The sequence below is a fragment of the Pseudomonas sp. MF6751 genome (assembly GCF_016613265.1).
Taxonomy (GTDB): domain Bacteria; phylum Pseudomonadota; class Gammaproteobacteria; order Pseudomonadales; family Pseudomonadaceae; genus Aquipseudomonas; species Aquipseudomonas fluorescens_BV.
The window spans coordinates 12,323-35,974 of sequence record NZ_JAENSV010000052.1 but is presented as its reverse complement, the minus strand read 5'-3'; the positions used below and the strand labels follow the sequence as shown (position 1 = coordinate 35,974).

General features: G+C 60.8%; 20 protein-coding genes. 7 read left to right on the top strand and 13 right to left on the bottom strand.

Going from position 1 to position 23,652, the window contains the following annotated elements:
* Nucleotides 1–79, top strand: a 79-nt coding sequence (locus JJD66_RS28345; protein WP_325167116.1) for an IS3 family transposase, incomplete at its 5' end; no start/stop codon positions are given.
* Between the two features lie 58 nt (nt 80–137).
* Here JJD66_RS28345 and JJD66_RS24940 read toward each other — a convergent pair.
* The 7 genes from JJD66_RS24940 to ctlX form a co-directional block, all read right to left on the bottom strand.
* Nucleotides 138–635: an Lrp/AsnC family transcriptional regulator gene (locus tag JJD66_RS24940; protein ID WP_003192319.1), complete on the bottom strand. Its 498-nt coding sequence runs from the start codon at nt 633–635 to the stop codon at nt 138–140.
* A gap of 4 nt (nt 636–639) precedes the next feature.
* Nucleotides 640–1,470: an ABC transporter ATP-binding protein gene (locus JJD66_RS24935; protein WP_003192318.1), complete on the bottom strand. Its 831-nt coding sequence runs from the start codon at nt 1,468–1,470 to the stop codon at nt 640–642.
* Between the two features lie 3 nt (nt 1,471–1,473).
* Nucleotides 1,474–2,187 (bottom strand): ABC transporter permease, encoded by a 714-nt coding sequence (locus tag JJD66_RS24930; RefSeq protein ID WP_014719024.1) that lies wholly within the window; start codon nt 2,185–2,187, stop codon nt 1,474–1,476.
* Complete coding sequence (locus tag JJD66_RS24925; RefSeq protein ID WP_200649279.1) at nt 2,184–2,885, bottom strand: ABC transporter permease; 702 nt, start codon at nt 2,883–2,885, stop codon at nt 2,184–2,186. The genes JJD66_RS24930 and JJD66_RS24925 overlap by 4 nt, the downstream gene beginning before the upstream one ends.
* Before the next feature lie 176 nt (nt 2,886–3,061).
* On the bottom strand, nt 3,062–3,841 hold the full coding sequence (locus JJD66_RS24920) for an ABC transporter substrate-binding protein (RefSeq protein ID WP_032896457.1): 780 nt from the start codon (nt 3,839–3,841) through the stop codon (nt 3,062–3,064).
* Between the two features lie 227 nt (nt 3,842–4,068).
* Nucleotides 4,069–5,115: an ornithine cyclodeaminase gene (locus tag JJD66_RS24915; protein ID WP_034127975.1), complete on the bottom strand. Its 1,047-nt coding sequence runs from the start codon at nt 5,113–5,115 to the stop codon at nt 4,069–4,071.
* A gap of 11 nt (nt 5,116–5,126) precedes the next feature.
* Nucleotides 5,127–6,053: a citrulline utilization hydrolase CtlX gene (gene ctlX / locus JJD66_RS24910; protein WP_200649278.1), complete on the bottom strand. Its 927-nt coding sequence runs from the start codon at nt 6,051–6,053 to the stop codon at nt 5,127–5,129.
* A gap of 223 nt (nt 6,054–6,276) precedes the next feature.
* On the opposite strand from ctlX, the gene JJD66_RS24905 reads away from it, so the two are divergent.
* Nucleotides 6,277–7,170 (top strand): GNAT family acetyltransferase, encoded by an 894-nt coding sequence (locus JJD66_RS24905; protein WP_198716491.1) that lies wholly within the window; start codon nt 6,277–6,279, stop codon nt 7,168–7,170.
* 136 nt (nt 7,171–7,306) lie between these two features.
* On the opposite strand, the gene JJD66_RS24900 is transcribed toward JJD66_RS24905, so the two are convergent.
* The 5 genes from JJD66_RS24900 to JJD66_RS24880 form a co-directional block, all read right to left on the bottom strand.
* Nucleotides 7,307–8,326 (bottom strand): branched-chain amino acid aminotransferase, encoded by a 1,020-nt coding sequence (locus JJD66_RS24900; protein WP_003192309.1) that lies wholly within the window; start codon nt 8,324–8,326, stop codon nt 7,307–7,309.
* A 203-nt stretch (nt 8,327–8,529) separates the two neighbouring features.
* Nucleotides 8,530–9,909: a dihydrolipoyl dehydrogenase gene (lpdA, locus tag JJD66_RS24895; RefSeq protein WP_105227241.1), complete on the bottom strand. Its 1,380-nt coding sequence runs from the start codon at nt 9,907–9,909 to the stop codon at nt 8,530–8,532.
* Nucleotides 9,910–9,913: 4 nt separating this feature from the next.
* A complete protein-coding gene (locus tag JJD66_RS24890) occupies nt 9,914–11,179 on the bottom strand; it encodes a dihydrolipoamide acetyltransferase family protein (protein ID WP_105227240.1) in 1,266 nt (421 codons plus the stop codon).
* Nucleotides 11,180–12,238 (bottom strand): alpha-ketoacid dehydrogenase subunit beta, encoded by a 1,059-nt coding sequence (locus JJD66_RS24885; protein ID WP_005789444.1) that lies wholly within the window; start codon nt 12,236–12,238, stop codon nt 11,180–11,182.
* 1 nt (nt 12,239) lies between these two features.
* Nucleotides 12,240–13,475 carry a 3-methyl-2-oxobutanoate dehydrogenase (2-methylpropanoyl-transferring) subunit alpha gene (locus JJD66_RS24880; RefSeq protein ID WP_003192305.1) on the bottom strand — a complete coding sequence of 412 codons (1,236 nt, stop codon included), beginning with the start codon at nt 13,473–13,475 and terminating at the stop codon, nt 12,240–12,242.
* Nucleotides 13,476–13,670: 195 nt separating this feature from the next.
* On the opposite strand from JJD66_RS24880, the gene bkdR reads away from it, so the two are divergent.
* Nucleotides 13,671–14,159 carry a Bkd operon transcriptional regulator BkdR gene (bkdR, locus tag JJD66_RS24875; RefSeq protein WP_003174877.1) on the top strand — a complete coding sequence of 163 codons (489 nt, stop codon included), beginning with the start codon at nt 13,671–13,673 and terminating at the stop codon, nt 14,157–14,159.
* A 541-nt stretch (nt 14,160–14,700) separates the two neighbouring features.
* Here the strand turns inward: bkdR and JJD66_RS24870 are convergent.
* A complete protein-coding gene (locus JJD66_RS24870; RefSeq protein ID WP_072446136.1) occupies nt 14,701–15,564 on the bottom strand; it encodes an MBL fold metallo-hydrolase in 864 nt (287 codons plus the stop codon).
* Nucleotides 15,565–15,658: 94 nt separating this feature from the next.
* On the opposite strand from JJD66_RS24870, the gene JJD66_RS24865 reads away from it, so the two are divergent.
* The 4 genes from JJD66_RS24865 (at nt 15,659) to JJD66_RS24850 (ending at nt 23,508) form a co-directional block, all read left to right on the top strand.
* On the top strand, nt 15,659–15,994 hold the full coding sequence (locus tag JJD66_RS24865; RefSeq protein WP_003174875.1) for an ArsR/SmtB family transcription factor: 336 nt from the start codon (nt 15,659–15,661) through the stop codon (nt 15,992–15,994).
* Nucleotides 15,995–16,045: 51 nt separating this feature from the next.
* Nucleotides 16,046–17,290, top strand: a complete 1,245-nt coding sequence (locus JJD66_RS24860; RefSeq protein ID WP_200649277.1) for an NAD(P)/FAD-dependent oxidoreductase — start codon at nt 16,046–16,048, stop codon at nt 17,288–17,290.
* Nucleotides 17,291–18,097 carry a sulfite exporter TauE/SafE family protein gene (locus JJD66_RS24855; protein ID WP_032896475.1) on the top strand — a complete coding sequence of 269 codons (807 nt, stop codon included), beginning with the start codon at nt 17,291–17,293 and terminating at the stop codon, nt 18,095–18,097.
* A gap of 137 nt (nt 18,098–18,234) precedes the next feature.
* The gene (locus JJD66_RS24850) at nt 18,235–23,508 is read left to right on the top strand and encodes an SET domain-containing protein-lysine N-methyltransferase (protein WP_200649276.1); all 5,274 of its coding nucleotides are present in this window, start codon (nt 18,235–18,237) and stop codon (nt 23,506–23,508) included.
* Nucleotides 23,509–23,652 lie beyond the last annotated feature (144 nt).

Below are 23,652 nucleotides of genomic sequence, written 5' to 3'. Positions count from 1 at the left end.
TTACAATCACTCGCGTATCAGACTGAAGCTAAACGGCCTGAGTCCTGTTGAATACAGAATTCAGGCCGCTCAGGCATAGATAGAAAATCGTCCAACTTTGTGGGGTCAGTTCAGAGCGTGGGAACGAGCTAGCTGGTTCAGGCCAGTTCGGTCGCGGTGTTCTTGACTACTGCCAACTCCGGATGCGCCACCAGCTTATCAATGTGCAACTCATCATTGTTCAACCAGGTCTCGGTCAGCACCCGGTAATGTTCCATATCCCGGCAGCGCATGCGCAGGCTGTAGTCGAACGGCCCGCTGATCAACTGGCATTCGAACACCTGCGGGCAGGCTTTCACGCAGGCTTCGAAGGCCTTTTGCGCCGAGCGCCCGCTTTGGTTGGACAGGGCCACCAGCACCAGCAGCGACAGCCCCGGTGAGACCATCTGCACATCGATGATCGCCCCATACCCACGGATCACCCCGCGTCGCTCCAGCTTGCGCACCCGCTCCAGGCAGGGCCTGGGGGTGAGGTGCACCAATGACGAGAGCTTTTCGTAGGTGATACGCCCCTGATGCCTGAGTACGTCGATGATCGCTTCGTCGATGCGATCCAGCGTAGGGGAAGAATGGGGTCCGTTGGCCTTGGTATCCATGAGTTCACTTCAAACGGTTGGAAAGAAATTGCTGCAAGCGTTCGCTGGTGGGATGGTCGAGGATCTCGGCGCCGCCGTGTTCTTCGACTCGGCCCTGGTGCAGGAACAGTACTTGGCTGGACACCTGGCGGGCAAAGCCCATTTCGTGGGTGACCATCAGCATGGTACGACCTTCCTCGGCCAACGTCTGTATGACTTTAAGCACTTCTCCTACAAGCTCCGGGTCCAGGGCCGAGGTGGGTTCATCAAACAGGATGATCTCCGGCTCCATCGCCAGCGCCCGCGCAATCGCCACGCGCTGCTGCTGGCCACCGGACAGGAACGCCGGATATTGGTCCGCCACGCGGCTCGGCAGGCCGACCTTGTCCAGGTACAGCCGCGCACGTTTCTCGGCTTCGGCGGCGCTCACGTTCAGCACCCGGCGCGGGGCCATGGTGATGTTCTCCAGCACGGTCATGTGGCTCCACAGGTTGAAGTGCTGGAACACCATGGCCAGGCGCGTGCGCAGGTTTTGCAGTTGCGCCTGGTGCGGCGCGCGGGTGCCGGCGCGGCCTGGTTGCATTTCGATGCTGATGCCGTCCAGGGTGATCACCCCGGCGTCAGGCTGTTCCAGAAAGTTGATGCACCGCAGCATCGTGCTTTTGCCCGAGCCGCTGGCGCCGATCAGGCTGATCACATCGCCCTGGCGTGCATTGAGGGACACGCCCTTGAGCACTTCGTGTTCGCCGTAGCGTTTATGGATACCTTCGACTTGCAGCTTGATGGCCGCCGTGGCGGTGTTGCCGACGGGTACATCCATTGGATAAGCGGCCAGGGCCTGCGCGGACTGATTCATGGGTTAGCCTCGGGTAGGAACAAGAAAGCGCATCCAGCGACGTTCGGCCAGCCTGAACAGGCCCACCAGTGCAAAGGACAGCAGCATGTAAAGCAGGGCGGCGATGCCGAAAGCCTGGAAGGTCAGAAACGTCTCGGCATTCGCATCGCGGGCGACCTTGAGGATGTCGGCGACGGTGGCGGTAAACGCCAGTGACGTGGCGTGCAGCATCAGGATCATTTCATTGCTGTAGGCCGGCAGGGCGCGACGCAATGCGGCGGGCACGATCACAAACAGGTTCAGCCGCCAGCCGTGCAGGCCATAGGCGCGTGCCGCTTCGATCTCGCCATGGGGAATGTTGCGGATTGCCCCGGCGAAGATTTCCACGGTGTAGGCGCAGGTGTTGAGCACAAACGCCAACAGCGTGCAGTTCAGCGCATTGCGGAAAAACTGGTTGAGCAGGGCGTTGTCCTGCACCACTTCGAGGCTGTACAGCCCGGTGTAGCAAATCAGCAGTTGGATATACAGCGGCGTGCCGCGGAACAGGTAGGTGTAGACCTCCACCGGCCAGCGCAGCCAGAAGTGCTCTGACACGCGTGCCAGCGCCAGGGGAATCGACAGGCCAAAGCCCAGCACTACCGAGATAATGAACAGCCACAAGGTCATGGCGACACCGGACAGGCCGCTGCCATCGCTGAACAGGTAGGCCAGGCCGTATTGCTGGAACAGTTCGATCATCGCGCCATCCCCTTGATGCCCAGGTTATAGCGCCGTTCCAGGCGCTTGAAGATGCGGTTGGAGAGGGTGGTAATCACCAGGTACACCAGGCCCGCGAGGATCAGGAAGTACAGCGGCTCACTCGTGGACTTGCCGGCGTTCTGCGCGGCCTTGACCAGGTCTGACAGGCCGATGATCGACACCAGCGCCGTGGACTTGAGCAGCACCAGCCAGTTATTGCCCAGGCCCGGCAGGGCAAAGCGCATCAGTTGCGGGAACAGCACCAAGTGAAAGCGCTGCCAGCGGCTCAGGCCGTAGGCGGTGGCGGCTTCCAGTTGGCCGGCCGGCACACTGAGGATCGCGCCTCGGAAGTTTTCGGTGAAATACGCGCCGTAGATAAACCCCAGGGTGATCACCCCGGCGGTAAACGGGTCGATTTCAACGTAGTCCCAGCCGAACGCTTCGGTCAGGTCGTTGAGCCACAGTTGCAGGCTGTAGAAGATCAGCAGGATCAGCACTAGGTCCGGCACGCTGCGAATCAACGTGGTGTAGAGCGTGGCCGGCACGCGCAGCCATTTGGCGCTGGAGAGTTTGGCACCTGCGGCGACCAGACCCAGGGTAAGGCTCAGGGCCACGGCGAGGAACGCCAGCTTGAGCGTCATCCAGGCACCCTGGGCCAGCATGGGGCCGTAGCCTTGCAGGTTGAGGAGGTCGTTCATGGGGAAGATCTCGAAGGAGTGCACGGATTTACTGTGGGAACTGCTTGTTGTGGCGAGGGAGCTTGCTCCCGTTCGACAGCGCAGCTGGAGCCGGCTTTTTGGGGGCGCTTCGCACCCCAGCGGGAGCAAGCTCCCTCGCCACAACACGCCCGCTCCCACATGGGCACGGTTGCCGGTTACTCGTTGTAGATGTCCTGATCGCCGAAGTATTTCTTCTGGATCTGGGCGTAGGTGCCATCGGCCTGGACGGCGGCGATGCCCTTGTTGATCAGCTCACGCAATGCCTGGTCGTTCTTGCGCAGGCCCATGGCGATGTCCAGGGGCAGGGTTGGGTCCTTGAAGGCCGGGCCGGTCTTGAAGTCGGCGCCTTCGGGCTTGGACAGGAAGTTGAGCTGGGCTTCGAGCTTGTCCGTCAGGGTGGCGTCGAGGCGGCCGTTTTGCAGGTCGGCGTAGTTCTGTTCCTGGGACTGGTACGCCTTGATCTGTGCACCGAGCTTGGCCAGGTGCGCGCGAGCATAGGCTTCCTGCAACGAGCCTTGCAGCACGCCAACCTGCTTGCCGTTCAGCGACTCGGGGGTATCGCCGAAGGTGGCGTTTTTGCGGGTGATCACCGAGGTGGGGCTGAGGAACAGGCGGTCGGTGAAGTCGATGACTTTCTCGCGGGCCGGGGTCACGGCCATGGAGGACATGATCGCGTCGAACTTGCGCGCACGCAGGGCCGGAATCATGCCGTCGAATTCGTTGTGCACCCAGGTGCATTTCACTTCGAGCTTGGCGCAGATAGCGTTGCCCAGTTCGATATCGAAACCTTGCAGGCTGCCGTCAGCGGCGACGGATTCGAAGGGCGGGTATTCGGGGAACACGCCAAACCGGATTTCTTTCCAGTCCTGAGCGTGGGCAGCAGTGGCGCACAGTGGCAACAGCAACGCAGCGAAGAGTGATCGCAGAGGAGTCATGTGTCGGTCCCTATATTTTGTAATTGATGTCAGGGGCAGTGAATAACTGGGAGCAGAGAATGCTTCATGATGGTGCGTTTTTTGTGTCGTTTACCCCCTGCGCAAAGCGCAAATTGCGCTGTTAAAACAGGCAATGCAGCGGAATCGGCTGTGACACCGGCAAAATCGGCTCCAGACCCACCCGAATCTGGCCTGCCCTGGGCGCAAAGCGGCAAGCCAGAGCGGTTTCAGGCGCGCTTTTTATGCTGTACCACAGGTTGCTGGGCCAGGCGTGCAAACAGGTCTTTCGGGTCGGCCAGGTCTGGCACCAGCTCCAGCTCGCTGCCCACATCCAGGGCTTTGGCCACGTCCAGTACATAGCGCAGGGCCGAGTAGTCTTCGATGGCAAAACCCACCGAGTCGAACAGGGTGATCTGGCGCTCATTCTCGCGGCCCGGCTGTTGGCCGTTGATCACTTGCCACAGCTCGGTGACCGGCGAATCTTCCGGCATGTGCTGGATTTCGCCTTCGATGCGGCTTTGCGGTTCGTACTCGACGATCACCCTGGCGCGCTCGACGATACGGCGGTCCAGCTCGGTCTTGCCCGGGCAGTCACCGCCCACGGCATTGAGGTGCATGCCTGGCTCGATCATCTCGTCTGTCAGGATGGTGGCGTAGGCCTTGTCTGCAGTCACGGTGGTGACAATGTCCGCGCCTTTGACTGCCTCGGCGACGCTGGCGGCCAGGATCACCTTGATCGCCGGGAACGCCTTGAGGTTGGCGGCGAGCTTGGCGGTGGCCTGGGGGTCGATGTCGAACAGGCGGATTTCAGTAATGCCCAGCATGGCGTGGAAGGCCAGTGCCTGGAATTCGCTTTGGCAGCCGTTGCCGATCAGCGCCATGCTGCGGCTGTTGGCGCGGGCCAGGTAGCGCGCGACCAGGGCCGAGGTGGCAGCGGTGCGGATCGCAGTGGTCAGGGTCATTTCCGCCAGCAGCACCGGTTTGCCGGTGTCGACGTCGCCCAAGGCACCGAACGCCATCACGGTGAGCATGCCGGCCAGGGTGTTTTTCGGGTGGCCGTTGACGTACTTGAAGGCGTACAGCGAGGCGTCGGACACCGGCATCAGCTCGATCACGCCATCCGGTGAATGGTTGGCCAGGCGCGCGCATTTTTCGAAATCCTGCCAACGCAGGTAGTCGGCGCGAATGTAGTCGGCCATCTCGGTGATGCAGGTTTGCAGGCCTTTTTGCGAAACCAGGTAGCTGAGGTCGTTGACGTCGATATAACGGGTCATGGCAAGACTCCTTATTGAAATGAGTGGCGGGCCGGCAGATGCACTTCGGCCAGCATGCAGCGGGCACTGCCGCCGCCGATGCGTTCGATGTTGTCGATATTCACCACCACCGGCCGCGTATGGCGCTCCACATGCTGACGCTGCGCCGGATGCAGGGCGCCCCAGGCACTGGCGGACATCACCAGCAATGGTTGGCCGTCCCGGTCGTGGACTTCCAGCATGTTGCCGGCGAAGGCTTCCAACTGGTCGAAGTCCAGGCTGAGGATGTCCTTGCCGGTGTCACGCAGGGAGCGTTCCAGGGCCAGGCGCTCGCTGTCGTCGGGCAGGGCCTGCAGGCACACCACCGCGAGGTCGCGGCCAATGCTCATCATCACGTTGCTGTGGTAGATGGGGGCCTGGTGACGGTCCAGGGCGTGGAACACGCAGAGTTGGTAGTCGAGGCGTTCGGCAAACTGGCGTAGGGCCGCGTGGTGGGTGCGCCCCGAATGGCAGGCGTAGCTGATGCGGTGCTGGCGGTCGAGCACCATGCTGCCGGTGCCTTCCAGAAAGATGTTCTGTTGTTCCAGGTGGCTGAGGTCGATGGTGGTGTTGATCGCAAAGCGTTGCTCCAGTACTTGCAGCACGCCCTTGTTGCGCTCCAGTCGGCGGTTCTGGCATTCCATGGGGTAGAGCACCAGGCTGCCGTCAGCATGGCTGCTCCACCAGTTGTTGGGGAAGATCGAGTCGGGCGTATGAGGCGCCGGCGTGTCCTGCACCACCAGTACCTCCACGCCATGCTGGCGCAGGGTGTCGACATAACCGTCGAACTCCTTCAGCGCTTTGTGCTGTGCACTGAGCGGGTCCAGCGGCGGGCGTTGGAAACGGTTGTTGATCGCGGTATCCGGGTTGAAGGCAAAGCGCGCCGGGCGGATCATCAGGACGGTGTTGGTGGTTTGCATGGGGGCACGGGTCCGTTGGGGATCTTGTGCCGCTATTGTGTGCGTTGCGGGGAAAGGATCCCGGCTGAAACAGCGGGGTGGCTCAGCCAAGAAAGCTGAAAACGGGAGTGGTGCAGCCGAATCGGCTGTCAGATTGAAATACGATCAACCTGTGGGAGCAGGCAAGCCAGCTCCCACATTGGTATTGTGGTGATTGTTATCGTTGTGTCAGCCAGGAGGAACCATGTCTACCGCTGTTCGCCTTGCCCAACCTTCCGATGCCGAGGGCATCAGCCAGGTCATCCTGGCTGCGCTGCACAGCAGCAACGCACGTGATTACCCAGCAGATGTGATTGCGCGGGTTGCCAGCAACTTCACCCCCGACGCGGTAATGGCGTTACTCCAGCGGCGTGTGGTGTTGGTGGCGACTCAGGATCAACTGATCGTCGCGACGGCCGCACTGGATGGCAACGTGGTGCGCTCGGTGTTCGTCAACCCGGCGCTGCAAGGGCAGGGCATCGGTCGGCTATTGATGATCGAGATCGAACTGCGCGCCCGTGAAGCCGGCGTGACGGTGCTGAGCGTGCCGTCCTCGCTGACGGCGCAAGCCTTCTACGCCAAGCTGGGTTTTCACAACGTACGTGACGTGTACCACGGCAACGAGCGCACGTTGGTGATGGAGAAGGCGCTGTTGTCCCGCCACCCCATCGGGCCGTATCGCGACCGTCAACACCGTGCCCAGGTGATTGAGTTATGGCAGCAGGCGTTTGGCTATGACACCGCGCATAACCTGCCGAGCCTGGCGATTGATAAGAAACTGGCGGTCAATGACGGGTTGTTCTTCGTTGCCACCGACAACAAAGCCGTGATCGGTACCATCCTCGCCGGCTATGACGGGCATCGTGGCTGGTTGTATTCGGTGGCGGTGCATACCGACTATCGGCGCCATGGCCTGGGGTCGTCGCTGGTGCGCTATGCCGAGCAGGCGTTGACAGCGCTGGGTTGCATGAAGATCAACCTGCAGATCACCGGCGGCAATGACCTGGTGGTGGGGTTTTATGAGGCGTTGGGGTACGGGGTGGAGCCGAGGATCAGTATGGGCAAGAAGATTGCCGAGAATATTACGCCACGCTCATGAAGGTGCAGAAACCAGTGTGGGAGCGGGCTTGCCTGCGATAGCGGTGGGTCAGTAGCCAATATGCTGGCTGACAGACTGCTATCGCAGGCAAGCCAGCTCCCACAGGGTTTTGTGGTGTCGCTGGCTTTTGTGGCTGTCAGACCTTGACGATCCAACCCGCTGGCGCTTCCACGTCACCGGTCTGCACACCGGTCAGCTCTTTGTAGAGCTTCTGGGTGATCGGGCCGACTTCGGTCTCGCTGTGGAACACATGCAGCTTGCCGTTGTACTGGATGCCGCCGATAGGCGAGATTACCGCAGCGGTACCGCAGGCGCCGGCTTCCTTGAATTGGTCCAGCTTGTCGATGAACACTTCGCCTTCTACCACTTCCAGGCCCAGGCGGGTTTGGGCCAGTTCGATCAGCGACAGGCGGGTGATGCCTGGCAATACCGAAGGCGACTTCGGCGTGATGAACTGGTTGTCGTGGGTGATGCCGAAGAAGTTGGCCGAGCCGACTTCTTCGATTTTCGAGTGGGTCATCGGGTCCAGGTAGATCGCGTCGGCGAAACCGGATTTCTTCGCTTCCGAGCCGGGCATCAGGCTGGCGGCGTAGTTGCCACCGACCTTGGCGGCACCGGTGCCTTGCGGCGCGGCGCGGTCGTAGCCGGAAATCTGGAAGTTGTGCGGCACCAGGCCGCCCTTGAAGTAGGCACCGACCGGGATGCAGAACACCGAGAAGATGAATTCCGGCGCGGTACGCACGCCGATGTTGTCACCGGTGCCGATCACGAACGGGCGCAGGTACAGCGCGCCGCCACTGCCGTACGGCGGGATGAAGCGCTCGTTGGCCTTGACCACTTGTTTGCAGGCGTCGATGAACGCGTCGGTCGGCACTTGTGGCATCAGCAGGCGGCCACAGCTGCGCTGCATGCGGGCGGCGTTCTGGTCCGGGCGGAACAGGTTGATCGAACCGTCCTTGCAACGGTAGGCCTTCAGGCCCTCGAAGCATTGCTGGCCATAATGCAGGGCAGTGGAGCCCTCGCTGATGTGCAGCACATTGTCGTCGGTCAGGGTGCCAGCTTGCCATTCGCCGTTTTTCCAGACCTGGAGAAACCGCTTGTCGGTCTTGATGTAGTCAAAACCCAGCTTGTCCCAATTGATGCTCTCGTTACCCATGACACCCTCTATCTCTGGTCAAGTCGGATTTTTTTCTGGATGGCGCAACAATACTGCATTCTTGGCCGGTGTGGGAGCAGGGCGGTGGACCATTCAACCTCTGCATTGGCTGATCCACCGCTATCGCGGGCAAGCCCGGCTCCCACATTGGAATGCATTCCAAGTGTGGGAGCTGGCTTGCCTGCGATAGCCACGCCACGGTTTTACAGGTGCAACGCGTGCCCCAATGCCCGCAACGCCGCTTCCTGCACCGCTTCACCCAGGGTCGGATGGGCATGAATGGTGCCGGCCACATCCTCCAGGCGCGCGCCCATTTCCAGGCTCAGGCCAAACGCAGTGGAGAGTTCCGAAACCCCAGCCCCCACCGCTTGCCAGCCAACAATCAAGTGATTGTCACGCCGCGCCACCACCCGCACGAAGCCGGCTTTGGACTCCAGCGTCATGGCCCGGCCATTGGCGGCGAACGGGAAGCTCGACACAATGCAATCCAGGCCAGCCGCCTTGGCCTCGTCCGGGGTCTTGCCGACCACCACCAGTTCCGGGTCGGTAAAGCACACCGCCGGAATTGCCGCCGGGTTGAATTCGCGGGCCTTGCCGCTGATCAGTTCGGCAACCATTTCGCCCTGGGCCATGGCCCGGTGCGCCAGCATCGGCTCGCCACTGAGGTCGCCAATGGCGTACACGTTGCGCATGCTGGTCTGGCAGCGGCTGTCGATCTTGATCGCCGCGCCGTTCATGTCCAGGTTCAGCGCTTCGAGGTTCCAGCCTTGGGTGTTGGGTTTGCGCCCCACGGCGACCAGCACCTGGTCGGTGTCCAGCGCCAGAGTGTCGCCGTTGGGTGCACGTACTTGCAGCTTGTTGTCGGCAAAACCGGTGACGCTGTGTTCCAGGTACAGCTTCACGCCGAGTTTCTTCAGGGATTCAGCCACCGGCAGGGTCAGCTCGGCGTCGTAGGCCGGCAGGATGTGCGCCTGGGCCTCGACCACACTGACGTCGGCACCCAGCTTGCGGTAGGCAATCCCCAGTTCCAGGCCGATATAACCACCGCCCACTACGATCAGGCGCTTGGGCACACGGGTCGGTGCCAGGGCTTCGGTGGACGAGATAATCGGCCCGCCAATCGGCAGCATCGGCAGGTTGACGCTTGTCGAGCCGGTGGCCAACAGCAGGTGTTCGCACTGGATGCGTTGCTCGCCCACCTCGACGGTCTTGCCGTCGATGACTTTGGCCCAGCCATGGATCACCTGCACCTTGTGTTTTTTCAGCAGTGCGGCGACGCCGGTGGTCAGGCGGTCAACGATGCCGTCTTTCCATTCCACGCTCTTGCGGATGTCCAAAGTCGGCACATCCACTTCAATGCCCAGCTGCGAGCCCTGGCTATGGTGCACGGTTTGCTGGAACTGCTCGGCCACATGGATCAGCGCCTTGGAGGGAATACAGCCGATGTTCAGGCAGGTGCCGCCCAGCGCCTGGCCTTCCACCAGAATGGTGGGGATGCCCAGTTGGCCTGCGCGAATCGCCGCGACATAACCGCCGGGGCCGCCGCCGATAATCAGCAGCGTGGTGTGCAATGTCTGAGTCATGCCCTTACTCCAGGAACAGGCTGGCGGGTTGTTCGAGCAGGCCGCGAATGGCCTGGATGAATTGCGCCGCGTCCATGCCATCGACCACGCGGTGATCGAAGGAGCTGGAGAGGTTCATCATCTTGCGCACCACGATCTGGCCCTTGATCACCATCGGCCGCTCAACGATGCGGTTGACGCCGACGATGGCCACTTCCGGCAGGTTCAGCACTGGCGTGCTGACGATGCCGCCCAGAGCGCCAAGGCTGGTCAGGGTAATGGTCGAACCGGACAGCTCTTCACGGCTGGCCTTGCCTGTACGTGCGGCGTTGGCCAAACGCGCGATTTCTTCGGCAGTGCCCCACAGGCTGCGGGCTTCGGCGTGACGCACCACCGGCACCATCAGGCCCACGTCGCTCTGGGTGGCGACGCCCACATGCACGGCGCCAAGGCGAGTGATGACCTGGGCTTCGTCGTCGTAACGGGCGTTGATTTGCGGGAAGTCGCGCAAGGCGACGACCATGGCCCGCACGATAAACGGCAGCAGGGTCAGTTTGCCGCGTGTCGCACCGTGCTTCTCGTTGAGGTGCACGCGCAACTCGTCGAGGGCGGTGACGTCGATCTCTTCCACGTAGCTGAAATGCGCGGCGCGGCGGGTGGCGTCCTGCATGCGCTGGGCGATCTTGCGGCGCATGCCGATCACCGGGATCTGGTGTTCGTCAGTGCGCTCGGCATACGGGTTGGCGGCGCTGGCGGCCGTTGTCGGGCCCTGGCGCAAGTAAGCCTCCAGGTCTTCATGCAGAATCCGGCCCGCAGGCCCTGTGCCCTGGACCAAGCGCAGTTGAATCCCGGCATCCAGCGCGTGTTTGCGCACGGCAGGCGAGGCCAACGGGCGTTCGCTGGCTTCACGGGCCACGGGCGCTTGCGGCGCTTTCACTGCTGCTGCGGGCTTGCTTTCTACCGGCGCCTGTACCGGTTTGGCTTCGGCCACAGGTGGCGCGGCCTTCGCCGGCTCGGCAACCTCCGGCATATCCTTGGTATTGCCTGCGCCTTCCACTTCAATGCTGATCAAAATGCTGCCCACTGCCATGACCTCACCCGGCTCGCCGCCGAGGGAAATCACCTTGCCGTGGACCGGCGAGGGAATATCCACCATCGCCTTGTCAGTCATCACATCCGCCAGTACCTGGTCTTCAACCACCAAGTCGCCGACCTTTACATGCCATACCGATAATTCAACTTCCGCGATGCCTTCGCCAATGTCTGGCATCTTGATAACGTGCGTGCCCATTCAGACCTCCATGACCCGTTTCAACGCCGCGCCCACTCGGGACGGCCCTGGGAAATACGCCCATTCCTGCGCGTGCGGGTAGGGAGTGTCCCAACCAGTGACGCGTTCGATCGGCGCTTCCAGGTGGTGGAAGCAATGCTCTTGCACCAGCGAGACCAACTCGGCACCAAAGCCGCAGGTGCGCGTGGCCTCATGCACCACCACGCAACGGCCGGTCTTTTTCACCGACTTGACGATGGTCTCCAGGTCCAGCGGCCACAGGCTGCGCAGGTCGATGACCTCGGCGTCGATGCCGGTTTCTTCAGCGGCGACTTGCGACACATACACGGTGGTGCCGTAGGTCAGTACCGTCACAGCCGAACCTGGGCGCACGATAGCCGCCACGTCCAGGGGCACGGTGTAGTAGCCGTCCGGTACCTGGGCTTGGGGGTGTTTGGACCACGGCGTTACCGGGCGGTCGTGGTGGCCGTCGAACGGGCCGTTATACAGGCGCTTGGGTTCGAGGAAGATCACCGGGTCATCGTTTTCGATGGAGGCGATCAGCAGGCCCTTGGCGTCATAGGGGTTGGACGGCATCACCGTGCGCAGGCCGCAGACCTGGGTGAACACTGCTTCGATACTCTGGCTGTGGGTCTGGCCGCCATAGATGCCGCCGCCGCAGGGCATGCGCATGGTCAAGGGCGCGGTGAACTGGCCGGCCGAGCGATAACGCAGGCGCGCCGCTTCGGAAATGATCTGGTCAGTGGCGGGGTAGACGTAGTCGGCGAACTGGATTTCCGCCACCGGGCGCAGGCCATAGGCGCCCATGCCCACGGCCACGCCGACGATGCCGCTTTCCGAGATGGGGGCGTCAAACACCCGCGAGCTACCGTACTTGGTCTGCAAGCCTTCGGTGCAACGGAACACGCCGCCGAAGTAACCGACGTCCTGGCCGAACACCACCACGTTGTCGTCACGTTCAAGCATCACATCCATGGCCGAGCGCAGGGCCTGGATCATGGTCATGGTGGTGGTGGTCATGGCGGTTTCCAGTTCGATACTGTTGTTGTGGTCGTTCATGTCACACCCCCAGCTCTTGACGCTGGCGCTTCAAGTGCTCCGGCATCTCTTTATAGACATCCTCGAACATGGTCGCGGCGCTTGGAATCTGGCCACCGGCCAGGGTGCCGTACTGTTCGGCTTCTTTCTGCGCCTTGACCACTTCGGCTTCAAGCTCGGCACTGACCGCCGCGTGTTCCTCTTCGGACCACTGGCCAATCTTGATCAGGTGCTGCTTGAGGCGCGCAATCGGGTCGCCCAGGGGGAAGTGGCTCCAGTCGTCGGCGGGACGGTACTTGGATGGGTCATCGGAGGTGGAATGCGGGCCGGCGCGGTAGGTGACCCACTCGATCAGCGTTGGCCCCAGGTTGCGGCGCGCACGTTCGGCCGCCCAGGCCGAAGCGGCGTACACCGCGATAAAGTCATTGCCGTCCACGCGCAGGGAGGCGATACCGCAACCGACACCGCGTCCGGCGAAGGTGGTGGCTTCACCGCCAGCGATGGCCTGGAAGGTGGAAATCGCCCACTGGTTGTTGACCACGTTGAGGATCACCGGCGCGCGGTACACGTGGGCGAAGGTGAGGGCGGTGTGGAAGTCAGATTCAGCAGTGGCGCCGTCGCCGATCCAGGCCGAGGCGATCTTGGTATCGCCCTTGATCGCCGAGGCCATGCCCCAGCCCACGCCCTGCACGAATTGGGTGGCGAGGTTCCCGGAAATAGTGAAGAAGCCCGCCTCCTTGACCGAATACATGATCGGCAACTGGCGGCCCTTGAGCGGGTCGCGCTCGTTGGACAGCAGTTGGCAGATCAGGTCCACCAGCGGCACGTCGCGGGCCATCAGGATGCTTTGCTGGCGATAGGTGGGGAAGCACATGTCGTCGATATTCAAGGCCAGGGCCTGGGCGCTGCCGATGGCTTCTTCGCCAAGGCTTTGCATGTAGAACGACATTTTTTTCTGGCGCTGGGCGACCACCATGCGGTTGTCGAAAATGCGTGTCTTGAGCATGGCGCGCATGCCGCGGCGCATGATCTCGGTGGAGACACCTTCGGCCCACGGGCCCAGTGCCTGGCCCTGATCGTCGAGCACGCGGATCAGGCCCTTGGCCAGGTCGGCGGTGTCGGCCGGTTCTACGTCGATGGCGGGTTTGCGTACCAGGCCGGCGTCGGTCAAACGCAGGTAGGTGAAGTCGGTCTTGCAGCCTGGGCGGCCCGAGGGTTCGGGAACGTGCAGGCGCAGCGGTGCATACGGCTGGGTCATGGCTTTCTACGCTCTATCTTGTGAATTTCTTGTAGTGGGCGCGCTAGCTGACAGTCAGTCTTCGGGTAGAAGAAATCTTGTCCTACAACAATCATAGGCGTCGCGTAGAAGAATATTTATCTCTGTTTCATTGCGTCGCCGGTCATTTGCGGATAAAAAAACTGCATAAACATAATAAACAGGTGATTTTGTCTCATGCGCAAACTGGACCGTACCGATATCGGCATTCTCAACGCCCTGCAGGAGAATGCCCGGATCACCAATGCCGACCTGGCCCGCTCGGTCAACCTGTCGCCCACGCCGTGTTTCAACCGGGTCAAGGCGATGGAAGAACTGGGGTTGATTCGTGAGCAGGTTACGTTGCTGGATGCTGATCTGCTGGGGCTGCACGTCAATGTGTTCATCCACGTGAGCCTGGAAAAACAGAACGAACTGGCGCTGCAGCAATTCGAAGGGGCGATCTCGGATCGGCCTGAGGTGATGGAGTGCTACCTGATGGCCGGCGACCCGGACTATTTGATCCGCGTGTTGGTGCCCACGATCCAGTCGCTGGAGCGCTTCATGATGGACTTTTTGACCAAGGTGCCTGGGGTGGCGAACATTCGCTCCAGCTTTGCCTTGAAGCAGGTGCGCTACAAAACCGCACTGCCATTGCCGGCCAACGGCATCAGCCTTGGTTCCTGATTCAACACGGGACAAAATGTGGGCTTGCCTGTGATGACGGCACCCCACGATCCAACTGTGGGAGCTGGCTTGCCTGCGAAGACGGCCTCACAGTCAATGCAGCTGGATTGTGTACATATCCATTCCTGCGGTAACGGCCACTTAGGGTTCCGCCCTGACGGCGGCTCACTTTCGAAAAGCGCGAAAGTAAGCAAAGCGCTCTTGCCCCACCACTCGGCACCTCGCTCAGGCTCGGTGTGCCCGTAATCCGCCAGTGATTTGGGGGGGCGCCGCCACGCGCCATCCATGGCGCGGGGCGGCTAAACCGGCATCCCTGCCGGTTTACCCCCCAAATCCCTGTCGAATTCCGGCCAGCGTGGTTTAACGGGGCGCCTGAGATCAAGATCAAGATCAAAAGCAGAGCAAGAGCAAGAGCAAGAGCAAGAGCGGCTCGCTTCGCATCGTGGTTACTGTTGGTCGTTATTGAGCTGTCTATCGGGCAAATAGGCCAACTGACCCACCGCTATCGCAGGCAAGCCAGCTCCCACAGGGGGCGGTGCTTCTAGAGTTGGTTGAGAGGGATTTTCAGGTACGTCACGCCGTTCTCTTCTGCCGGCGGCATATTTCCAGCCCGCACATTCACCTGGATCGCCGGCAGCAACAACGTTGGCATGCCCAATCCAGCATCACGCTGGGTGCGCATCTGTACAAACGCCGCTTCATCCACGCCATCATGCACATGAATATTCCCCGCTCGCTGTTCCGCCACGGTGGTCTGGCACTTGGCCTCTCGACCCTCGGGCGGGTAGTCATGACACACGTACAACTTGGTGTCCGAAGGGAACGCCAACAGCTTGCGCATCGACGCGTACAACTGCCGCGCATCGCCGCCGGGAAAGTCGCAACGGGCGGTGCCGACGTCGGGCATGAACAGGGTGTCGCCCACCAGGATCAAGCGGCCGTCGATCAAATAGGCCATGTCGGCGGGGGTGTGCCCGGGCACATGCAACGCTTGGGCCTTCAAGTTGCCGATATGAAAGATTTCATCAGGCGCAAACAGGTGATCGAACTGCGAGCCGTCCACGCGAAATTCCGGCTCCAGGTTGAACAGGTTCTTGAACACGCCCTGCACCTTGCTGATCGACTCGCCTATCGCGATCTTGCCGCCAAGGGTGCGGCGCAGGTAGGGCGCGGCGGACAGGTGGTCGGCATGGGCGTGGGTTTCCAGCAGCCACTGCACGTGCAGGCCATGCTCGCGCACAAAGGCAATCACCTTGTCGGCTTGTGCGGTATCGGTACGCCCCGAAGCCGGGTCGTAATTGAGCACCGAGTCGACGATGGCGCAGGGGCCGCCATCGGCTTCATAGACGATATAGGTGTAGGTCGACGATGCGTCATCCAGAAAGGCTTGAATCAACGCTGGCATGGCGGCTGTCTCTGCTGAAGAAAAAAGTGGTTACAATCAGTTTACGTTTACACATAATGTTTTGAGCTTAAGTGACATAAAGGACCCGAGGCAAATGGAATCTACGTTGAGTGAGGGCGAGGTCGCCCAGTTGCGTGCATCGGCGTCCAAGGCCTGTGCCTTGCTCAAGGCCCTGGCCAACGAAGATCGCTTGTTGATCCTGTGCCAGTTGACCCAGGGCGAGCGCAACGTCGGCGAGCTGGAAGCCCTGACCGGCGTACGCCAGCCCACCCTGTCACAACAGTTGGGCATCCTGCGCGATGAAGGGCTGGTCGCCACCCGTCGGGAAGGCAAATACATTTTCTACGGGCTGGCCAGCCACGAAGTGATTCAAGTGATGAAGACCCTGTCCGGGCTGTATTGCGGCGCGGTCATAAAAAGTTGGGCGTGACGCCATCCGGCAGCGACCCTTGTGTGCATTGACTCAAAAAGGCAGTAGACAATGACCGAACAACACTGGGGACCCACCATCAGTGGCGATATCGTAGTCATCGGCGGCGGCTCGGCGGGCATCGGCCTGCTGGCCAGCCTGCTCAAGCGCGACCCGCAGCTGAACATCACCCTCATCGAACCTAACGACTACCACTGCTACCAGCCGGCCTGGACCCTGGTCGGCGGCGGCGCCTACGACCTGCACAAGACCCGCCGGCCCCTGGCCGATGTGCTGCCCAATGGCGTCAGCTGGGTGCAGGCCGCCGTCAGCGAAGTGCTGCCCAATGAAAACACCCTGGTGCTCGACAGCGGCCAGCGCGTCACCTGGAAGAACCTTATCGTCTGCCCTGGCCTGCGCCTGGCCTGGGAAAAAATCGAAGGCCTGCAGGACACCCTCGGCCAGCACGGTGTCACCTCCAACTACAGCTACGAGCATGCCGCGTACACTTGGCAGTTGGTGCAGCAACTCAAAGGTGGCAAGGCGTTGTTCACCCAGCCGGCGATGCCGATCAAATGTGCCGGCGCGCCGCAAAAAGCCCTGTACCTGTCCTGCGACCACTGGCTCAAGCAGGGCGATCTCAAACACATCGACGTCGAGTTCAACCTGGCCGGTGCCGCGTTGTTCGGTGTGCCAACCTTTGTGCCGCCGCTGATGAAGTACGTCGAAAAATACAACGCTCGCCTGGCGTTCAACTCCAACCTGGTGAAAGTCGACGGCCCGGCGCGCAAAGCCTGGTTTGAAGTCAAAGACGCCGAAGGCAACGCGACGGTCGAAGAGAAAACCTTCGACATGCTCCACGTCGTACCGCCGCAGTTGTCCCCGGAATTTATCCGCCAGAGCCCGCTGGCCGACGCCGCCGGCTGGTGCGAAGTGAACCCCCATAGCCTGCAACACCTGCGCTACCCGCATATCTTCGGCCTGGGCGATGTGTGCGGCACCACCAACGCCAAGACGGCGGCAGCGGTGCGTAAGCAAATCGTGGTGGTGGCCGAAAACCTGCTGGCCCTGCGCAAGCAGGCACCTTTGCCGCTCAAATATGACGGCTATGGTTCCTGCCCACTGACGGTGGAGAAGGGCAAGGTGGTGCTGGCCGAGTTTGGCTATGGCGGCACGTTGCTGCCGACCTTTCCCCTCGACCCTACGCAAGCACGCCGTTCGATGTGGTTCCTCAAGGCCACGCTGCTGCCGTGGTTCTACTGGAATGGCATGCTCAAGGGCCGCGAGTGGCTGACCCGTCTGAGCAAGGTGGACTGAATGCTGCTGGCCAGTCTGTTAGGCGTGTTAATGGGCCTGGTCATGGGCCTGACTGGCGCGGGCGGCGGCATCCTTGGGGTGCCGGCGCTGGTGCTGGGGCTGGGCTTGACCATGACCCAGGCCGCGCCGGTGTCATTGCTTGCGGTGGGCGCAGCGGCAGCGGTTGGTGCCATTGATGGCTTGCGTCATGGCTTGGTGCGTTACCGTGCAGCGTTACTGATCGCCCTGCTCGGCGCGCTGTTTTCGCCGTTGGGCGTGTTTGTCGCCCACCAACTGTCGGAACCGGTGCTGATGGGTCTGTTCAGCGCGCTGATGGTGCTGGTGGCCTGGCGCATGCTGCAACGGGAAAAGCGCGAGGCTGGGCCGAGTGACCATGGTGCGGCGTCGTGGGGCCAGAAAAACTGCATGCTCAACCAGCAGACCGGTCGCCTGGCCTGGACCGCCAAATGCAGCGCCACCCTGGCGGCGTTGGGAGCCGTGACCGGCGCCGTTTCAGGTTTGCTGGGCGTGGGCGGCGGCTTCCTGATCGTGCCGGCGTTCAAGCAACTGACCGACGTGCAGATGCGCGGGATCGTCGCCACGTCGTTAATGGTGGTCAGCCTGCTGTCGCTGATCGGCGTGGCCGGTGCGTTTCATGCGGGCGTGAGCATCGAGCCGGTGGGCTGGGTGTTTATTGGTGCGAGCGTCGTCGGCATGTTGGCGGGAAGGCGGCTGTGTTCGGTGATCCCTGCGCGGGTGTTGCAAGTGGGGTTCGCCAGCCTGTGTGGAGTGGTGGCGATTGGGATGCTAGCCAGCGCGTTGCTCTGACGCTGTACCTGTGCACTGTCACGAAATCTTGTACTTGGTCAGGAACCTCCTCATTGAGCGCTGACACTCAGTGAACGGCCGCAAGCGCCGAAACGCGCTTTTGCCTGGATGATTCTTCGACTATGCACAGGCGCTTTATGACAATTACCGCAGCACATACGCATTTTTCGCTTCCCTTGGCAGCAGTTGAAAAACGGCCACCGCTTGTGGCCGATGACCTTGAACCGTCGTTGACGCCCCAGCGTCCCAGCCAGAATTTGCCATTACCCAACAGTCCTGTCTTCTCACTGGGCCATTTGGGCGGGGCATTATCCTGGCCAAATCCCTTGAGTGCAGATGAGCAGCGGCGCTTGCGCCTTGCGACGATGAATTACGCACACCCTCTGGGCGACCAGCCGCTGGTGATACAAACCAAGGGTGGCGTACTGGAGTTCCTGCGGTATCGCCAGCCGCTGCCGGCAGAAGTGGGGAGCGACCCGGCCAAAATACTCGAAGCGCTGGTCAATTCCCCGCAAGGGCAACGGATGGGCAACGCGCTGCAGCAAACAATGCAGGGCATTGACAGCGAAAGCAGCGCGAGCGATTACCTACTGGCCGCTATCGCATTGCAGATGGACCCTGAGTCGATCACCGCACCCGATTGCAACAGCGTCGCCGGGTTTGATCTGGGCGGTGACACGCATGGGGGACACCACGCATCCACGGTGGTGGCTGGCTTGGCCGAACATTTGAGTCGTACTGGCAAAACCAGCGCTGCACTGGCAAGTGTCGGCGCGTACCTGTTGCTGGCTAAGTCGGCGCCGCAATTTCTGATCAAAGACATTCCTGCGACGGTGAAAGTCGGCAGCCAGGCATGGGCCAGCCTGGCGATTGCTGCGATGACGATTGAGGCGCAGACGCCGGGCAAAGTCCCCGGCATGACGTTTGCCCAGGTCATGAGCGAGGCGCAAGAAGCACGGCGGGTTGACCCAGGAGTTACCCAAGCGGCAGAGACGGTGGCATTGCTGGACTGGGCCGTGGCCAGTGGCGTTCTCACAAAAAGACAGAACGGCGACTATCCACCCGCGCAACTTGAATCGGCAAGGGCCGCATTCAACGCGCAGCTGGACACCCGGCTCACTGCCTCCCACGCACTGGATAAGGCATTGCCCACGCGAAAAGAGATCGCCCTGACCAAGCTCAAGGAGCGATTTGGCGACCTTGGCGCGTTTTTCGAAGAAAAAGTATTTGCTGTTGATCAGCACTACGTAAAGATTGAAGGGGGAGGGATTTCGCTCTTGGATGTCGCCATGGACGACTGGCTGGAGTCCCGGCCTTTCAAGGCGCACGAACCCAGCAGCTCGCTCAAGGGCAACGACCTGCAAAGGGTACTAACGGGTTTGAACGCCAATCGACAATTTGGCGTGCCGGCAGAATTCGAACGGCAGTTCAGCCGTGCAATGGAGGAAAAAAAGGCCGCCGTCAATACAACGGTCAGGCACATGATCTCGCAACTGCCCTTACAGGATCGCAAGCATTTCGAGTTTGGAAAAGTCAGTTTTTTCCAGAAAGGCTCATACGTCATGGATGGGCATTTCAATAATACGTATGCTCAAAATGAACCAGGGCTGCTGGTCAAAACCGAGCTGCAAGGCACGTCGCACGCCTACGTCATCGACTTCAATAAAGGCACGATTGAAAAGACGAGCCTTTACAATACAAAGGTTAAGGAAGACAGGGATGGCAACAAGGTTTCGACGACCAAACTATTCACGCCCAGCCATAAAACCGATGATCTGGGACGTGGGCGACCGCTGAATAACGCGCCTTGGGATAGCTTTACCAGCGCTCGATCCCATGGGCTTGCCACGGCGTTTGTCGAACACTTGGACCTCGACGATCCCGCTATCAAACAGCAGGCCCGTGGGCAAACCGCCTTGGACAAGGCGAACGCACAGTTGAGCGAGTTTTTGTTGAACCTGATCCCGTTCAGGTCCGCCATTGTCAATTTTCAGAACGGGCAGTATGGCGCGGGTGCTTTTGACCTCTTGCTGGATGTATTCGGTTTTCTTACCGCCGGCACCGCCACCGCAGGAAAGTTGCTCAAGGTCGGCCGTTCTGCGTTGTCTGCCGGGGCCAAGGCATTGCGGGCGGTCAAGGTCATCGGCGTGGCGGCCATTGACGTACTCAACCCCGTCGGCGGGGTGGGCGATTTGCCCAGGTTGGTGGGTAGCGCTGGTCTCTATGTCTTGTCCAAAGGCGTCAAGGCCGTCAACAAGCTCAGGGGCGCCACCGGCAGTTATGACGTGTTGAAGGCGATCAGCAAACAGTACGAAGCCGCCGCAACGGGCACCGTGAAGGTGGCAGGCCAGACGGTGGAAGGGGCCGCGGTGCTCAAGGGTGGCAAGTGGTATGCATTCGATGCCGACGCGATGCGGCCTTATGGCGGCCCGCTCGATGAGTTCAAGGCCGCAACCCAGGCTGTCGACGGTGAGGTGGACACTGCGAGCTTCGATGGGCCAAGTGAGTTGAGCCATGAGCTGTTCGGGCACTTCAAAGTGCCTGAATCCAAAATCGCAGGGCTCACACGCAACAGCCAGGGCGTATATGTGGCAGCCGATGGGCACTCCTCGCACATACGCCATACCGACAGCAACGGTGACACAGCGGTGTATGAGGTGCGCCAGGTGTCTCGCACGGAAGAGGGCGTCGTGCAGGCCCGGGTTTATCACAACAACCGGCAAACCGAGTTGTTGGTCCAGCATGTACAAGGCGACGAATGGCAACGCCTGGGTGCACCCGGCGGCGGGCAGATCACTGCTGAGCTCTTGAAGGCCTGGGAGGCATTGTCGCCGCAGGAGCAGATTAGGCTGACCCGAAAGGGCTTTGCCAAGCAGAATAAACTCACACAGAAAACCTTTGAGTTTTTCGTAAAGCTAGACGGTCAGTTAACCGATAGCGGCGTGCTCGTGCGTGATCGCCCTGCCAACGCATTCACCGCAAAGGTGACCGAAACGCATGTGCGTGAGTGGAAAAACATGACCCAGGCGCAGCGTGACGAAATGACCCAGGAAGGGTTTGCTGTTCTTCATAACCTTCGGCCGGGTACTTTCAAAACGTATGCGCGCAAGGACGGTACCCTGATGACCCGCGGGGAAACGCTGATCAACTCCTCTGTTCCCACCAAAAGTAACCAGATTACCGATGATCATTTACGCCAGTGGGATGAGCTTTTCAGGCAACCAGGCAACTCATTGACGTCAGCGCAGTTCGTGAGCCAGCACGGGCTCAGCCAACGTAGCTGGGCGCAGTACGTCAACGCGGATGGCTCGTTGAAGGGGGCGGGCGCGCAGCGTCTGGAGCGCGCACTGCAAAGCGCCGCACGGGCGTCCGCTGTTCAGGCCCAGACCCCCATGGCCGATCATTTGCGCGCTTGGCAGGCGTTATCATTGGAGCAGCAGCAAAGCCTTACCCCCGCAGGCTTCGCCCGGCAGCAACATCTGCACCCGAAAGTGTTCAATCGCTATGTAAAACCAGATGGTCAGTTGACCGCTATCGGCGTGGCGGTGCGCGACCGTGCACCCAATACGCCATTTTATACCGTGACTGAAACCCATATCCGTGATTGGCAAGACATGCCACAGACGGAGCGTGACGAAATGACGCTCGAGGGGTTTGCCGAGCTTTATCACGTTAATCCAGGCTCATTCAAAACCCATGTGCGGCGAGACGGTACATTGGGGCCGGTCGGTAGAGAACTGATGGACAGGGTGGTCGGTATTGCCCCTAACAAGATTACCGACGATCACCTTCGCCAGTGGAAAGCCTATTTCGAGGACCCGAATAATGCGATCACGCAAGCGCAGTTCACAAGCGAGAACGGGCTCCATCCAGGCACTTGGAGAGACTGGGTCAACGCTGATGGTTCCTTGAAAACGACCGCCAGCGAACGCCTTGAGCGCGCCGCACTGGGCCCGATCACCCATGTTCCGAGGGCGCGCATGGAGTTGATCACGGCTGGGCATTTGCGCGAGTGGGAGGCGTTGCCGCCCGCGCAGCAACAAAGCCTTACACGCAGGGGCTTTGCTCGCCAGAAACATCTATCCCCGAGAACCTTTGAGTATTACGTGCAGCCTGACGGCAAACTGAGCCCTGCCGGTGTGACGGTGCGCGACCGCTCTGCCAACATGGTGGCGGGCAGGGTGACCGAAACGCATATCGATAGGTGGCAAAAGCTGACTCAGCAGGCGCGTGAGACCATGACCATGGAGGGGTTCGCCGTTCAGCATAACCTGAGTGTGCATTCGTTCAGAGCGTATGTCCGTCCTGATGGTGGCCTGTCGGCGGCCGGCGAAGCCCTGATGAAGAATGTAACCGATGGCGGCTATCGCAGGATTACCGGTGACCTTTTGCGCCAGTGGCAAGCGCTTGCCGAGAGCGCAGACAACTCCGTCACGCAGGCGCAGTTTGTGCAACAGCACAGGCTTAGTCCAGACCTTTGGAGTAAGTACGTGAGAGCGGACGGCTCGTTTACAGCGATCGCCTCGCAACGTTTCAGACGGTTACAGCAAGGCACCGGGCCGCGCCCCGTTCCTGAGCAATCGATTACAGATAGTCCACGAAAACGCCCCGCATCAGAGCCCTTGGACCCGCCACCATCAAAGGTCGGCGCCGGCACAACGCAAGGCCTGGAGGCCCCAGCCCCCGCTGCGACAGTTCCGCCCGTGGTGATCAAGGTTGAACCCAGCGATTTCCCGACATTGCCTCGTCATCAGATCGACAACACGCTGCCGATTCTGCAGGACCCGGTGAACCCCAGAATCAGCTTGACCCAATCACTCGAAGGCCCGATCGATGACATCCGCATATCCCACTGGAATGGCGTGCTCGATGGGCTTGATAGCCCGACTAAGGCGAGGGTTTCAGCACAGATCAAGGCGTCGATCAAAGACTGGCTGCGCACCGAAGGCCAGCATCAGACCCGATTTGACGATGCCCTGGAGGTGGTCACGCCGTTGGACGATGGGGGGCCGGCTCGCGGCGCTTCGGTATGGGCGCGGCGCGATATCCCCCAATTTGAAGTGCTTGGCCCTTATGCAGGCAAATACCATGCAGACGAAGCGTCACTGTTCGAGGAGCAGCGCAAGCAAGGTTCGCGGGCTGTAATGACTTACCTGTTCGGTACGCGCTCGGGTACCCGGACGGTGAGCGGCCTGCACACTGGCAACACCCTGAGCCTGATCAATACCTCGCAACTGGGCGAGGGGCCTGCGTGGATGTCCAACAATGTCGTGTCCATCGCGGTCGGGAAAAACCTGACGTTCTATGTGGCGCTCAAGGACATCAAGAGAGGCGAGGAGCTACTGCTGGACTATGGACCGTTCTATAAGCCGGTGCCTGATATAGCGATCAAGCCGGACCCTGATCGCTGAGTTCAAGCGCTGGGCATGTAGCCCGAACGAAGGGGCAAGACAAATGATCCCAGGCAGTGGACCCCATTTGACTGTGCCCCATTGACGATCAATTGCGTCCTCAAGATGGCAACATGAACGCCTCTCAGGTTACTGTTCCTCTGT

What these genes read in the sequence shown, in the direction of transcription:
- JJD66_RS24940 (WP_003192319.1), bottom strand. Translation starts at nt 635, where the DNA reads ATGGATACCAAGGCCAACGGACCCCATTCTTCCCCTACGCTGGATCGC.
- JJD66_RS24935 (WP_003192318.1), bottom strand. Translation starts at nt 1,470, where the DNA reads ATGAATCAGTCCGCGCAGGCCCTGGCCGCTTATCCAATGGATGTACCC.
- JJD66_RS24930 (WP_014719024.1), bottom strand. Translation starts at nt 2,187, where the DNA reads ATGATCGAACTGTTCCAGCAATACGGCCTGGCCTACCTGTTCAGCGAT.
- JJD66_RS24925 (WP_200649279.1), bottom strand. Translation starts at nt 2,885, where the DNA reads ATGAACGACCTCCTCAACCTGCAAGGCTACGGCCCCATGCTGGCCCAG.
- JJD66_RS24920 (WP_032896457.1), bottom strand. Translation starts at nt 3,841, where the DNA reads ATGACTCCTCTGCGATCACTCTTCGCTGCGTTGCTGTTGCCACTGTGC.
- JJD66_RS24915 (WP_034127975.1), bottom strand. Translation starts at nt 5,115, where the DNA reads ATGACCCGTTATATCGACGTCAACGACCTCAGCTACCTGGTTTCGCAA.
- ctlX (WP_200649278.1), bottom strand. Translation starts at nt 6,053, where the DNA reads ATGCAAACCACCAACACCGTCCTGATGATCCGCCCGGCGCGCTTTGCC.
- JJD66_RS24905 (WP_198716491.1), top strand. Translation starts at nt 6,277, where the DNA reads ATGTCTACCGCTGTTCGCCTTGCCCAACCTTCCGATGCCGAGGGCATC.
- JJD66_RS24900 (WP_003192309.1), bottom strand. Translation starts at nt 8,326, where the DNA reads ATGGGTAACGAGAGCATCAATTGGGACAAGCTGGGTTTTGACTACATC.
- lpdA (WP_105227241.1), bottom strand. Translation starts at nt 9,909, where the DNA reads ATGACTCAGACATTGCACACCACGCTGCTGATTATCGGCGGCGGCCCC.
- JJD66_RS24890 (WP_105227240.1), bottom strand. Translation starts at nt 11,179, where the DNA reads ATGGGCACGCACGTTATCAAGATGCCAGACATTGGCGAAGGCATCGCG.
- JJD66_RS24885 (WP_005789444.1), bottom strand. Translation starts at nt 12,238, where the DNA reads ATGAACGACCACAACAACAGTATCGAACTGGAAACCGCCATGACCACC.
- JJD66_RS24880 (WP_003192305.1), bottom strand. Translation starts at nt 13,475, where the DNA reads ATGACCCAGCCGTATGCACCGCTGCGCCTGCACGTTCCCGAACCCTCG.
- bkdR (WP_003174877.1), top strand. Translation starts at nt 13,671, where the DNA reads ATGCGCAAACTGGACCGTACCGATATCGGCATTCTCAACGCCCTGCAG.
- JJD66_RS24870 (WP_072446136.1), bottom strand. Translation starts at nt 15,564, where the DNA reads ATGCCAGCGTTGATTCAAGCCTTTCTGGATGACGCATCGTCGACCTAC.
- JJD66_RS24865 (WP_003174875.1), top strand. Translation starts at nt 15,659, where the DNA reads ATGGAATCTACGTTGAGTGAGGGCGAGGTCGCCCAGTTGCGTGCATCG.
- JJD66_RS24860 (WP_200649277.1), top strand. Translation starts at nt 16,046, where the DNA reads ATGACCGAACAACACTGGGGACCCACCATCAGTGGCGATATCGTAGTC.
- JJD66_RS24855 (WP_032896475.1), top strand. Translation starts at nt 17,291, where the DNA reads ATGCTGCTGGCCAGTCTGTTAGGCGTGTTAATGGGCCTGGTCATGGGC.
- JJD66_RS24850 (WP_200649276.1), top strand. Translation starts at nt 18,235, where the DNA reads ATGACAATTACCGCAGCACATACGCATTTTTCGCTTCCCTTGGCAGCA.